At 49.8% G+C, this 13,813-nt stretch carries 12 protein-coding genes; all 12 read left to right on the forward strand.

The genetic code is table 11. The annotated features are described in order from the left end of the window. Positions 1-13 precede the first annotated feature (13 nt). The 12 genes from C3B52_RS08365 (at position 14) to C3B52_RS08420 (ending at position 13,806) form a co-directional block, all read left to right on the forward strand. The gene (locus C3B52_RS08365) at positions 14-988 is read left to right on the forward strand and encodes an ABC transporter ATP-binding protein (protein ID WP_103105626.1); all 975 of its coding nucleotides are present in this window, start codon (positions 14-16) and stop codon (positions 986-988) included. Beyond that, the gene (locus C3B52_RS08370; protein ID WP_103105627.1) at positions 985-1,953 is read left to right on the forward strand and encodes an ABC transporter ATP-binding protein; all 969 of its coding nucleotides are present in this window, start codon (positions 985-987) and stop codon (positions 1,951-1,953) included. Before C3B52_RS08365 ends, C3B52_RS08370 begins: the two co-directional genes overlap by 4 nt. A gap of 41 nt (positions 1,954-1,994) precedes the next feature. Then, positions 1,995-2,903, forward strand: coding sequence for an N-acetylmuramic acid 6-phosphate etherase (gene murQ / locus C3B52_RS08375; RefSeq protein ID WP_103105628.1), 909 nt, complete (start codon positions 1,995-1,997; stop codon positions 2,901-2,903). Positions 2,904-2,950: 47 nt separating this feature from the next. Continuing rightward, on the forward strand, positions 2,951-4,366 hold the full coding sequence (locus C3B52_RS08380) for an FAD-binding oxidoreductase (protein ID WP_103105629.1): 1,416 nt from the start codon (positions 2,951-2,953) through the stop codon (positions 4,364-4,366). After that, positions 4,359-5,681 (forward strand): (Fe-S)-binding protein, encoded by a 1,323-nt coding sequence (locus C3B52_RS08385; protein ID WP_103105630.1) that lies wholly within the window; start codon positions 4,359-4,361, stop codon positions 5,679-5,681. Before C3B52_RS08380 ends, C3B52_RS08385 begins: the two co-directional genes overlap by 8 nt. Positions 5,682-5,821: 140 nt before the next feature. Then, positions 5,822-6,760, forward strand: coding sequence for a hypothetical protein (locus tag C3B52_RS08390; protein ID WP_103105631.1), 939 nt, complete (start codon positions 5,822-5,824; stop codon positions 6,758-6,760). Between the two features lie 194 nt (positions 6,761-6,954). Next, complete coding sequence (locus C3B52_RS08395) at positions 6,955-8,271, forward strand: transcriptional regulator (protein WP_103105852.1); 1,317 nt, start codon at positions 6,955-6,957, stop codon at positions 8,269-8,271. A gap of 28 nt (positions 8,272-8,299) precedes the next feature. Continuing rightward, the gene (locus tag C3B52_RS08400) at positions 8,300-9,250 is read left to right on the forward strand and encodes an ABC transporter permease (RefSeq protein WP_103105632.1); all 951 of its coding nucleotides are present in this window, start codon (positions 8,300-8,302) and stop codon (positions 9,248-9,250) included. A 14-nt stretch (positions 9,251-9,264) separates the two neighbouring features. After that, entirely contained in the window at positions 9,265-10,161 is an 897-nt protein-coding gene (locus C3B52_RS08405; RefSeq protein WP_103105633.1) for an ABC transporter permease, read from the forward strand. A gap of 21 nt (positions 10,162-10,182) precedes the next feature. Further along, positions 10,183-11,202, forward strand: a complete 1,020-nt coding sequence (locus C3B52_RS08410) for an ABC transporter ATP-binding protein (RefSeq protein ID WP_103105634.1) — start codon at positions 10,183-10,185, stop codon at positions 11,200-11,202. Between the two features lie 52 nt (positions 11,203-11,254). Then, a complete protein-coding gene (locus tag C3B52_RS08415; protein WP_235615652.1) occupies positions 11,255-12,169 on the forward strand; it encodes an ABC transporter ATP-binding protein in 915 nt (304 codons plus the stop codon). After that, on the forward strand, positions 12,154-13,806 hold the full coding sequence (locus tag C3B52_RS08420; protein ID WP_268811881.1) for an N-acyl-D-amino-acid deacylase family protein: 1,653 nt from the start codon (positions 12,154-12,156) through the stop codon (positions 13,804-13,806). The genes C3B52_RS08415 and C3B52_RS08420 overlap by 16 nt, the downstream gene beginning before the upstream one ends. Positions 13,807-13,813: the final 7 nt, after the last annotated feature.

Raw genomic sequence — 13,813 nt, forward strand, 5'->3', positions numbered from 1 at the left:
AGGGGGAGTACCCATGGCAGCAATGCTTACGATCCAAGATTTGCGCACATCTTTTAAACAAGCAGGCAAAAAGCTGACCGTGATCGAGGGCGTCAGCCTGAGCGTCGAACCGGGAGAAACCGTCGGGGTGGTCGGCGAATCAGGATGCGGTAAAAGCGTGACCAGCATGTCGATCATGCAGCTATTGGGACGAAATGTAGAGATGACAGGCAGCATCCGTTTTCAGGATCAAGAGCTGCTTTCACTTTCAGATAAACAAATGCAAGCAATCCGCGGGAATCAGATTGCGATGATTTTTCAGGAGCCGATGACTTCCCTTAACCCTTTACACCCGATCGGCAAGCAGATCAGTGAGCCGTTGCGGCGCCACCAGGGCTTGTCCAAGCAAGAAGCAAAGGAAAAGACGATTCAGCTTCTGAAGCTAGTAGGAATTCCGCGCGCGGAAGAAATTTTCTCAGAGTACCCGCATCAGCTGTCCGGGGGTATGCGTCAGCGTGTGATGATTGCGATGGCGATGTCTTGTTCGCCCAAGCTGTTGATTGCCGACGAGCCAACAACAGCATTGGACGTTACGATTCAGGCACAGATTTTGGAATTGATGAAAAAGGTGCGTACAGAACAAGGCACTTCGATCCTGCTTATCACACATGACCTCGGTGTCGTCGCTGAAATGTGTCATCGCGTCATTGTGATGTACGCTGGACAAATTGTGGAGGAAGCCGCAGTAGGGAAGCTGTTCGACGATCCGAAGCATCCGTACACGCGCGGGCTTTTGAAGTCGATGCCGAGTGTCAATGTCAATCAGGAGCGTCTGGATGCGATCCCGGGAGCGGTTCCGCTGCTCAGCGAAATGCCCGCAGGCTGCCGTTTTGCACCGCGCTGTTCTCAGGTCATGGATATTTGCCGTGAGAAAAATCCCGAGCTGCTGCCCGTCTCAGACACGCAAAAGTGCCGGTGCTGGCTGTATCGTGAGGGGGAAGTACAATGACAAAACCACTGCTCGAAGTCAGATCGCTGACCAAGCATTTCAAAAGCAAGCAAGGCTTTTTCAGTCCGGAAAAGGTCGTACGCGCAGTCGATGGCGTCAATCTGACCGTTTATCCTGGCGAAACAGTCAGCATTGTCGGCGAGTCCGGTTGTGGAAAATCGACTACGGGTCGCTGCATCTTGCGCTTGATTGAGCCGACGGACGGAGAAATTTTGTTTGAGGGTCAGGATATTCGCAAATTGAACGAAGCTGAGCTGCGCCGTACCAGACGAAATATGCAGCTGGTATTTCAGGACCCGTTTGCATCGCTCAATCCGCGCAAAACGATTGGCCAACTGCTGGAGGACCCGCTTATTATTCACGGGATCGGTACCCCGGCAGAGCGCCGCAAGCAGGTCGAAGAGATGATTGGCATCGTCGGATTGTCCAAGCAGCAGCTGGACAGATTCCCACATGAATTTTCTGGAGGGCAAAGACAGCGGATCGGAATTGCACGGGCACTGATTTTACGCCCGAAGCTGATCATTGCCGATGAGCCGGTATCAGCGCTGGACGTATCCATTCAGGCGCAGATCCTGAATCTGATGCAAGATTTGCAAAAGGAATTCAAGCTCACCTATTTGTTTATTTCTCATGACCTCAGTGTCGTTCGCCATATATCCGACAGGGTGGCTGTCATGTATTTGGGCAAAGTGGTTGAGGTGGCAGATAAGCACTCGTTATATGAAAAGCCGACCCATCCGTATACACAAGCCTTGCTATCGGCTGTTCCTGTTCCTAATCCGCACCTGACGACCGAGCGAATCATTTTAGAGGGAGACCTGCCTAGCCCGGCAAATCCGCCATCTGGCTGCACGTTCCATCCACGCTGCCGCCATTGTATGGATATTTGCAAAACGGTTGCTCCTGCAGCTAAAGAAGTGACAGCTGGCCATTTTGTCTCTTGCCATCTGGATCACGTGTAAGCAAAAGGCTGCTAGTACATTAAGAGGAGGTTCGTCAGAGCATGAAGCTGGAGAACTTGCAACAATTAACGACTGAAGGAAAAAACGAAAGCTCCAAGGAACTGGATCGGTTGAGTGCCAGGGGCATCGTACAAATGATGAATGATGAAGATAAAAAAGTTCCGTACGCGGTTGAGCGTGTATTGGATCACGTATCCGAAGCGGTTGAAGTAATTGCTCACGCATTGGAGAACGGAGGAAGACTCTTTTACTTTGGAGCAGGAACGAGCGGACGCCTCGGAATCCTGGATGCTTCCGAATGCCCTCCTACCTTTGGGACTGATCCAGAGCTGGTTCAGGGCGTCATTGCTGGCGGTCCTTCGGCGATGATTCGTGCGGTAGAAGGCGCGGAGGATTCCTACGAGCTGGGGCAGGAGGATATCCACAAGTACGAAGTGACCAAAGCGGATGTTGTCGTCGGTATCGCGGCAAGCGGTAGAACTCCCTATGTGCTCGGCGTATTGGCTGAAGCGCAGAACATCGGGGCTAAAACGATTGCTCTCTCCTGCAACCAGCCATCTTTTATAAACAAAGGTGTAGATGTAGCGATCAATGTTGTGGTCGGTCCTGAGGTGTTGACTGGATCGACGAGACTCAAGGCAGGGACAGCCCAAAAGCTGGTGCTCAACATGCTCACGACAGCAACAATGATCAAACTGGGCAAAGTGTACGGAAACCTGATGGTGAATGTGCAAGCGACGAACCTCAAGCTGAAAGAACGCGTAAAGCGAATTGTGATGGAAGTGACCGGTGTGAGCTACGCCGAAGCAGAGCGCTTGTCCGAGCTGGCTGAAGGTGACGCCAAGACAGCCATCCTGATGAAATTGACAGGTGCGAGCAGGGAAGAAGCACTGCGTCTGTTGAATGTAACCAATGGAAGAATCAGAGAAGCGATTCAGCAGTTTAGCTAAACGTTTGAAGCCAATCACTTCGATGTCTATAGGGAGGAGGGATTTCCATGTTGTCAGAATCGATACGCTCCGAGCTGGTCGCAATCGTCGGAGAGAAAAATTGTCTCGATCGGCAGGAAGCACTGGTTGCCTATTCGTATGACGCGACACCGATGCAGCAAGCACTGCCTGACGTGGTGGTCTTGCCAAAAAGTACCGAAGAGGTGCAGCAGGTGATGCGGGTTGCGGCTCGTCATCAAATACCGATTGTGACCCGTGGAGCAGGCTCGAATTTGTGCGGAGGGACGATTCCTGTTGGTGGTGGAATCGTGCTTGTGCTCTCCCGTATGAACCAGATTGTGGAGATCGACGAGCAAAATCTGACTATCACCGTTCAGCCGGGAGTGAGGACGGTAGATATCCATCAGGCGGTAGAAGCGCGTGGATTGTTTTATCCTCCAGACCCGGGAAGCATGGTGATCTCGACCATTGGCGGCAACATTGCACTTAATTCCGGTGGACTGCGCGGATTGAAGTACGGAACGACCAAGGATTATGTGCTCGGGCTGGAAGCTGTGCTGCCAAACGGGGAGATCATACGTACCGGGGGCAAGCTGATGAAGGATGTAGCGGGATACGACCTGACCAAGCTGCTCGTAGGCAGCGAAGGCACACTGGCAATTATTACACAGGCCATCCTCAAGCTCATTCCAAAGCCACTATCGCAACGCGTCATGCTGGCGATGTTTGCCGATATGGATCAGGCAGCACGATCGGTTTCGGATATTATTGCGAATCGGATCATCCCGGGTACATTGGAGTTTTTGGATCAGGGAACGATTCGTGTGGTTGAAGATTTTAAACAAATTGGCTTGCCTACAGATGTAGCTGCCATTCTATTGATCGGACAGGATGGGGAACCACAGACCGTAGACAAGGACATGGAACGGATCGCAGCCATTTGTGAAAACAACGAAGCTGTCCAGATCAAAGTCGCAACAACACCAGAGGAAGCGGATGACGTTATGACGGCGAGACGCAGTGCCCTTGCTGCCTTATCCCGGATGCGTCCGACAACGATTTTGGAGGATGCGACTGTCCCGCGTGCGCAAATCGCTCCGATGGTTGCCGCTATTCAAGAAATTACGAATCGCTACGGTTTGCAGATTTGTACGTTTGGTCATGCCGGTGACGGCAATTTGCATCCTACCTGTATGACGGATGCGCGCAACGAAAAAGAGATCGAGAGGGTCGAGCATGCCTTCGAGGAAATTTTTGCCGCAGCAATCGATCTCGGTGGAACGATTACCGGAGAGCATGGTGTCGGGATCGTCAAAGCGCCTTATTTGGAGTGGAAAGTGGGAGCAGCTGGCATGGAGGTCATGAAGGGCATCAAGCATGCCTTTGACCCTCACAATCTCCTGAATCCCGACAAGATGTTTGCGAAGCAATCGCGGAACAGAGTGGTGGTTAATCGTGCTTAAAGAAGCGCTCATAAACAAACTGGATTACGATGAGCTGTCCAACTGTATGCGCTGCGGCTTTTGCCAGCCAGCGTGTCCGACCTTTCGCGAAACTGGGTATGAGGCAGCCTCGCCGCGCGGTCGCATCGCCCTGATGAAGGCCGTAGCAGATGGCGTGATGGAGCCGGACAAAGACTTCATCGACCAAATGAATCTTTGTCTCGGATGCCGTGCCTGTGAGCCGGTTTGTCCAGCGGGAGTACCTTATGGACAATTGATTGAGCAAACGCGTGAGGCGATCGAAGACGTGCAGGAGCATCCATGGTGGGTAAGCTCGATGCGCAAGGTAGCTTTTACCCATCTGTTCCCTCACCAAAAGCGGATGAACAAGCTAGGCGGGCTCCTGCGTTTTTATCAGCGCTCTGGTCTGCAAAAAACGGTTCGCAAGACGGGTGTCATGCGCATTTTGCCAAAGCAATTACGTGAAATGGAAGCGATCATGCCAGAAGCTTCTGGAAAAGGAACGCGTGAGCTTCTCGGCGCAACCGTGATCCCGGCTGTCGGTGTGAAAGTGATGCGTGTGGGCATGTTCCACGGCTGCATCATGGATGTGCTGTTCAGCGAAACCAATCTCAATACGGTGCGGCTTTTGACGGAAGCCGGTTGTGAAGTGGTCATCGCTCCCGATCAGGTATGCTGTGGCGCACTGCATGCACATAGCGGTGAGCGAGAAGGAGCACGTGAGCTGGCAAGGAAAAATATTGCTGCTTTCCGCAAAGCCGATGTAGATATCATCGTTTCCAATGCAGGCGGCTGTGGAGCCTTGCTTCAGGAGTATGATCATCTGCTGGCAGAGGACGATGAGTGGCATGAACAGGCAAAATGGTTTTCATCCCGCGTGAAGGATATCAGTGAGGTATTAAGTGATTTAGTAGAGCCGCAGACATGGCAGGCGCTGCCGCAGCGGGTAACGTATCAGTCCTCGTGCCATCTGCGGAATGGGATGAAGGTAACAAAGGAGCCAGTGAACCTGCTGCAAAGTATTCCGGGTGCGACCTACGTACAGCTTTGCGAGGGCGATCGCTGCTGTGGCTCTGCAGGCATCTACAATCTCGTGCAGCCAGAGATGGCGGGAAGTCTGCTGGATGAAAAGATGGAGCATGTCGCTGCGACCCAAGCAGATATTCTCGTGACCTCGAATCCAGGCTGCCTTCTGCAAATGAAAGCCGGTATCCAACGTGCTGGTTTGGAAGGAAAGATGGAGGCTGTCCATCTGGTAGATTTGCTGGCGCGTGTGCAGAGTGGAAAAGAAGCACAAATGCAAACCAAACAATAGAGATTGCTGACAAGTCCTGGCTATCCGGTCATGAAACCGGAATAGCGAGGGCTTTTTTTCTTCTAGCCGATTCCAAATACTTGAAACGAAATCGAAGTGCCAGTCGTATAGAAAAGGAGAGATTGAGGGGAGTGTTAGCGATGTTTCAAGAGATAAATGAGCAGCTGGCTGCACAAAAAGTAGAGCTGCGCCAAAAGCTGCATGGGGAGCATAATAGTAAAAAGCTGAGAGAGCAGTATGAACAAGAAGTAAGCAAGCTCAAAGCCTTACATAAGAAGCTGCAATCTGAGCAGCAAGATGTTGATAAATTAATGGGGATGTCCTTCGGTGCATTTTTTTACAGCTTGATTGGAAAAAAGGATGAAAAGCTCACAAAAGAAAAGGAAGAGCTGCTGCAGGCGAAGATCAAATATGAGGCAGCCGCGGCAGCCGTAAAGGATCTGGCAGAAGAAATTCAAATGATAGAGGAGCAGCTCTCTCGCCTGTCTGACGCGGAGAGTGTGTACGCTGAGCTGCTGCTTCAAAAGGAGCGGCTGATTCGGGAAAAACGACCTGATCTCGTGATGCAGCTCAGGGATTATACCAATCAACAGTCACAGCTGCAAGCGAGCCAAAAGGAATTGAATGAAGCCATAGAGGCTGGTATGGCGACGAAGCGGCACGTGGATAAAGCCATCGAAAAGCTGGAATCGGCAAGCTCTTGGGGTGCATGGGATATGCTTGGTGGTGGCGCGATGTCCACCTATATCAAGCACGGGCGGATCAACGAAGCACGTGATGCCATTCACCTAGCACAAAAAAGCTTGCGAAGATTTGAACGTGAACTGTACGATGTTCAGCGCGAAAGCCGTATTCAGATCGATATTGGTGAAATGCTGACTTTTGCGGACTTTTTCTTCGATAATATCATTACCGACTGGATTGTTCAGGATCGTATTTCCACATCGCTGCAGCAGGCAAAGGACAAAAAGGCAAAAATCGAAAAGCTGCTTGGCGAGCTCCAAATGGAAGCGAAAGTGGTAGATGCTGAGCTGAGGGATATTGGTCAGAAGTCGCTCCTTTTGATTGAAAATGCGTAGGCCTACTAGTATGAATATCCAGTAAAAAGACGCGGGCTCCCCCGCGTTTTTTCTCGTTTTGAAGCAGAATATACGGACAACTAACGGAAATTGCATATAAAGATGTCCGAATGTATGATGATGGAAAGAATTTTTTGAATATTAAGCAAAGTGTTTCTGGAAGTAAAAAATGGGGGAGGAAGTGGCAGGGTTCGATGGAAATCAGGGTTGCAGTGATAGGTCCTTATGATTTGCTTGATGAGGTGATGTGTATTGCAGCAACATATCCAGCCTTAACAGTGCTTCCGCTCGGTTACAAAGACGTTCAAGAGGTAAAACAAATCGTCCCTCAATGCCAAGATGAGATCGATGTTTTTTTATTTGCCGGTCCGATTCCGTACCAAATTGCTCGCGAGCATGTTGGCGATCCAAAGCCCATGGTTTATCTGCCCTACAATGGAACGAGCCTATACCGTGTATTCTTTCAATTACTGAGAGATAGCGGCACTCTTTTTACTGAGAGTCGTCTGCGCTTTAGCATCGACGTATTGAATTTGCAAGAGGTGGAGCAGAGATTGGATGAGCTGTCTATCCATGTTGATCACATGTATGCGATGGAATATCAGCTCAATCAACGTGCAGAAGACATACTTCGGTTTCATTACGATTTGTGGACAAGCAAAAAGGTAGACGCGATATTTACGTGTGTAGCATCTGTTTATTGGGAGCTGACGCGACTCGGTATCCCCTGCTACAGAGTTACTCCAACGAAAACAACGATTCAAGATGGTTTACAGCGAGCGCAAATCGAAGGAAGGAACTTTCAGTTAGCGGATACCCAAATCGCGATAGGCATCATCAATATCGAAAACATCGTGAAAAAGTGGAGTGCCTCCGAATACGAGCTTCAGCGCAAGAAAATCGCAATTCAAGAAATTTTGATCGATTACGGGGAAGAAATTCAGGCATTAATGAATTGGCCGGATCGAAATGAGGTCATTTTTGTTACGACTCGCGGGGTAATTGAGCGGACGACAAGCATGTTTACCCGCTTTCCCCTTTTGGAGAGAATTGTCCACCGATTAAACATATCCGCTAGCATCGGAATCGGGTTGGGACGCACAGCGAACGAAGCACAGAGTAAAGCCTCAGAAGCATTGTCAAAAGCGAAAGTAGGTGATGGCGGAAGCTGCTTCATTGCTATGCACGACGGAAATGTTGTCGGTCCACTCGGGAAAGAATTTCAGCTGGCATACTCTCTCCGAAGCAATGACCCACAGCGATTGAATGCTGCTCGAAAATCGGGCCTTAGTATCGGAACGATAAACAAGCTCATCTCGTTTTGTCAAAGCTATGGGAGCTCCCAAATTACTGCTGCAGATTTGGCCAGCCGATTTGGTGTTTCATTACGCAGTGCCAGACGAATTCTTAGCAAGCTAGAGCAAAGTCAGCTGGCTGAAATTATTGGAGAAGAGCAGCCGCTTTGTAAAGGAAGGCCGCGCCAGATGTATGAGCTGAAATTGCAAATGTGAGTAACGGAACAAGGAGGGGCAAGCGTATATGGGAGGCTACTTGTTAAAGCGGATCGTTTCATTATTGCCTGTGCTTTTGGTTGTAGCAATTGTGGATTTTATTATCATCCACCTGACACCGGGTGATCCTGCTTCCGTCATGCTGGGATCTCAAGCCACGGAAGAGGAGCTGGCGAAATTACGGGAGCAGCTGGGCTTGACTCTTCCGATATACACCCGATTTTTTCAATGGATAATCGGCATCCTGCAAGGAGATTTAGGGTGGTCGATCTTCATGGATATGCCAGTAACCGAAGCGATTTGGGAGCACTTGGGCCCTACCCTCTCCTTGACGATCCTGGCAGAGATCATTGCGATTTTGTTTGCCATACCGTTGGGGGTGATGGCGGCTAACAGACGAGGTTCTTGGATGGACCAATCCTTTATGACATTTGCCATGCTCGGTATTTCGCTCCCAAGCTTCTGGATCGGGTTGAACTTGATTTTGCTATTCGCCGTCCAGTTTAACTGGCTGCCTGCTGCAGGCTATCAGCCGTTGTCCAGCGGGATTTTCAACCATTTGAAATACTTGATCATGCCGGCCATTTCACTGGGCATTATGCAAGGAGCGCTGATCGCTCGCATGACCCGATCTTCAATGCTGGAAGTGCTAAATGAGAACTATATCCGTACAGCCGAAGCAAAAGGTTTGAAGATGTGGATCGTGACGTACAAGCACGCGCTGCGCAATGCGTTTATCCCGATTCTCACAGTGATTGGGTTATCCTTTGCGACACTCGTTGGCGGAGCTGTTGTAACTGAAACGGTGTTTAACATTCCGGGGATTGGCAAATTAATCGTCAACTCTGTATTAAGACGAGATTACGAGGTCATCCAAGGGACCGTCCTAATGATCGCGGCTGCGTATGTTTTCATCAATCTGATTGTTGATATTTTGTACGCGTACATCGATCCGCGTGTGCGATACGACAAAAGCTAAAGGGGGATGGATGAATGGAAACATCTTCTGTAACGATGATCGGAACGCAAACGGCTACACCTCCAAAGCATCATGCGAAAATTGTGATTAACCGCTTCTTTGCAAATCGTTTGGCGGTATCTGGAAGCATCCTGGTTTTACTTATCACCTTGATTTGTATCCTCGCTCCTGTGCTCACCTCCTACAACCCAATAGAAATGAATGTACAAGATCGGCTAAAGCCGCCAAGTGCAAATCACTGGTTTGGCACCGACGAATTCGGACGAGACGTATTTACCCGGGTCGTATACGGAAGCCGAATATCCATGGGAGTCGGATTCTCTGTCGTCATGATCACGTCGATCATCGGGCTGATTTTCGGACTGTACTCAGCCTATTACCGCCGATTGGACAACTTTCTCATGCGGATCAATGACGGCTTAATGGCATTTCCTGCGATTTTACTTGCGATTGCAATACTGGCTGCGCTTGGACCGAAAATGAGCAATGTCATTATTGCACTTAGCGTCGTTTATATCCCTACCGTCGCCCGTGCGATCAGGTCGGTTGCCATCACCGTGAGAGAACAGACGTATATTGAAGCGATTCGCGCACTCGGTGGGAAGTCGTGGAGGATCATATGGCTGCACATCGCTCCCAACTGTTTGTCTCCGTTGATTGTTCAGGCCACGTTCATTTTTGCGTATGCCGTCATTACTGAGGCATCGCTCAGCTTTTTGGGAGCGGGAACACCGCCACCTGAGCCCAGCTGGGGAAACATTTTGAATGATGGCAGGACAATCATGAAGCAAGCGTGGTGGATGACCGTATTTCCTGGCCTCTCCATCATGATGACCGTACTCGGACTCAACCTGCTCGGAGATGGTCTCCGCGATTTATTAGACCCGCATACAAACAAAGCGAAAAAATAAACGCAGCTAGCCGGGAAGGAGATGGTTTATGTGCCGCTCTTGAAAGTAAAAAACTTAAAAACGCGCTTCTGCACAGAGCTCGGGGAGGTAACCGCTGTCGACGGAGTCTCCTTTCATGTGAATGCTGGGGAAACGGTCGGACTGGTTGGGGAGTCGGGATGCGGGAAAAGTGTTACATCCTTATCGATCCTGAGATTGTTTCGAAAGCATAGTGGAACAAAGCTTGCGGGCGAAATCTTTTTTGAGCAAAAAGAGCTGCTCACTTCGTCCATGGAAGAGATGCAAGAGATTCGCGGCAACCAAATCTCTATGATTTTCCAAGACCCAATGAGCTCTCTCAATCCCGTGTACACAGTAGGCAATCAGATCAGTGAGTCACTTATGCTGCATCAAAAACTGTCCAAGAAGGAGGCGTATGAAAAAACGATTGAAATGCTCTCGTTGGTCGGGATCCCTTCGCCAGAAAAGAGAGTAAACGACTATCCGCATCAGCTGTCAGGAGGGATGAGGCAGCGCGTGATGATTGCCATGGGGCTGTGCTGTCATCCGAAGCTGCTAATTGCAGACGAGCCAACGACAGCTTTGGATGTTACAATTCAGGCGCAGATTCTTGATTTGATGAAAGGTTTGCAAGAGCAGTTACAGATGGGAATCATGCTCATCACCCACGATCTGGGCGTTGTAGCGGAGGTTTGCGATCGCGTTCTTGTAATGTATCTGGGTCAAATCGTAGAAGAAGCGACTGTTGAGACATTGTTTGAGAATCCAAAGCATCCGTACACAATCGGTCTGATGAAATCGATCCCGACAATTGATGGAAAACGCGGTGAAAAGCTGCACGTGATTGAAGGGATGGTCCCGTCTTTGCACCAGATTCCGGCGGGCTGTCGTTTTGCACCGAGATGCCCGTTTGCCGATGAAAAGTGCAGGAGTCATCCACCAGATTTAATTGAGGTGGGTCACAGTCATAAAGCCCGGTGCTGGCATCATGAAAGAATCGGTATGGAGGGAGGAAGCACGATTGCGATTGGTAACCAATGAGGTCAAGGAAGCGCCACTTTTGCAAGCATCCAATCTCGTCAAGCATTTCCCGATGAAAAGAGGCTATTTCGGAGAGAAAACCTATGTAAAAGCGGTCAGCGACCTATCCTTGACGATCTACCAAGGAGAAACGTATGGACTAGTGGGGGAATCAGGTTGTGGAAAAAGCACAACAGGCCGCATGATCCTGCGCTTGCTTGAACCGACGTCTGGCAGTGTACTTTACCGAGGAAAAGAAGTGACCCGTTTTTCCGAGGAAGAACTGAGAAACATCCGAAAAGAGATGCAGATTATTTTTCAAGATCCATACTCGGCTCTCAATCCCCGTAAAAAAATTGGAAAAGCGATTCAGGAACCAATGAGCATCTACAACATCGGTGACCCGAAGCAGCACAAAGAGGCAGTTCTTGAGCTTCTGCGAAAAGTGGGGCTGCAGCCGGAGCATTATGACCGATATCCGCATGAGTTTTCAGGCGGACAAAGACAACGGATCGTTTTGGCGAGGGCACTGGCGGTGCATCCGGCTTTTATCGTTTGTGATGAACCTGTATCTGCGCTTGATGTCTCCATCCAGTCGCAAATACTCAATCTATTAGAGCAGCTGCAGGAAGACTTTCAGCTCACCTACTTGTTTATCGCTCATGACCTTAGTGTTGTCCGACACATTTCTGATCGCGTCGGTGTGATGTACTTGGGTCATTTAGTAGAAGAAGCTCCTACGGATGCTCTATTCTCCGAGCCGCTGCACCCTTATACCCGGGCATTGCTGTCAGCCGTTCCTGAGCCCAATCCAAAGAAAAGAAGAGAAAGGATCGTCCTTTCCGGCGATGTGCCTTCCCCCATCAATCTACCGAGTGGCTGTGTGTTTCACCCGAGATGTCCACAAGCGATCGAGAGCTGCAAGAAAGAGGTTCCGATTCTACGGGAATTCTCTAATCATCACCGTGTCGCTTGTCATCTCGTTTAAATTATGGATGTGAAAAGAAGAAAGGAGCAATGACAATGCTGGATATGATCATAAGAAATGGGCAGGTGTACGACGGGACAGGTAATCCGTGGACCCGTACGGATATCGGAATCAAGGATGGCAAGATCGTGAAGCTGGGCAAGCTGCACAAACAGGAGGCGATGGTAGAGATTGACGCTAAAGGACTGGCAGTATCTCCCGGTTTTATCGATACCCATGTTCACTCGGATTTATTGTGCACCAAGCCGGACATTCACAAAATAAAAGTACTCCAAGGCGTGACGATGGAGCTGCTCGGTCAAGACGGCATTTCCGTTGCGCCTGTCAATGACCAGACAAAGCCGTTATGGCAAAAGCAGCTCCGCGGATTGAATGGTGACATCGGAGATTGGCCGTGGAATTCGATTGATGAATATCTTGATTTTCTAAGCGAATCATCTTTAGCAGGAAACGTCACATATCTGGTTCCGCATGGTGCTGTCCGTACGCTGGTGATGGGGTTTGAAGGGCGCCGGGCTACAAAAGAGGAAATGCAAAAGATGCGTGAGCTCGTAGAAGAAGGGATGCGTCAGGGGGCTGTCGGATTATCGTCAGGACTCATCTATCCTCCGAACCTATACTCGCGCAAAGAAGAGTTGATCGAAATATGTAAAGGGGCTGCCAAATACGATGGCTGCTTCGTTGTCCATATGCGCAATGAGAGCAACCATATCCTCGAAGCGATTGACGAGATGCTTGATGTAGCTCGCGGTTCGGGTGTTCGTCTCCACATTTCTCACTTCAAGGTAATTGGACGAAGAAACCGCGCCAGCTTTCAAAAGGCATTGGAAAAAATGGACCAGGCCCGGGCGGAGGGGATCGAGGTTACATTTGACCAATATCCGTACACCGCTGGCTCGACGGTACTGCACGCTTTGCTGCCCCCTTGGATGCACGATGGGGGGACGGAAGAGCTGCTTGCCAAATTAAAAGACGAGGATATCCGCAACAAGATCAAAGCTGACTTTGATCACAACCATGATTTTGAAAACTGGGTGGAGAGCTGTGGCTGGGGAAATATTGTCATCGCCTCCGTGACAACGGAGAAAAATCGCGCAGCAGAAGGAAAAAATCTGCTGGAGATAGCGGCAATGCGGGGAACATCGCCTGCTGATGCGGTCTTTGACCTGCTTTTGGAGGAAAATGCGGGCGTCACAATGGTCATTTCCTGGGGTGAAGAAGTGGATATCACCAATGCACTTGCGCATCCAATGCAGATCGTCGGGTCGGATGGAATTTTTGGAGGAAAACCGCATCCCAGACTATACGGAACCTTCCCGCGAATACTTGGACGCTTTGTCCGCGATCAAGAGATTCTCACGATGTCTGAGGCGATTCGCCATATGACGGGAGCTCCTGCTCAATTGCTTCGATTAAAGGACAGAGGGTACATCGCAGAAGGGTACTGGGCCGATATCGTAATTTTTGATCCGAACACGGTGGCGGACCTTGCGACATACGAAGAGCCGCTTCTTGAGCCGACAGGCATCCACTATGTGCTTGTGAATGGAGAAATAGCCGTAAACAACTCGCTTTTTACCGGCAGGACCGCAGGAAAAGTAATTCGTAGGGAAGAGATCAGCTTGAAAATTACCTGAATATTCA

Origin of the sequence: Brevibacillus reuszeri, from assembly GCF_002897295.1 — a bacterium.
GTDB lineage: Bacteria > Bacillota > Bacilli > Brevibacillales > Brevibacillaceae > Brevibacillus > Brevibacillus reuszeri_A.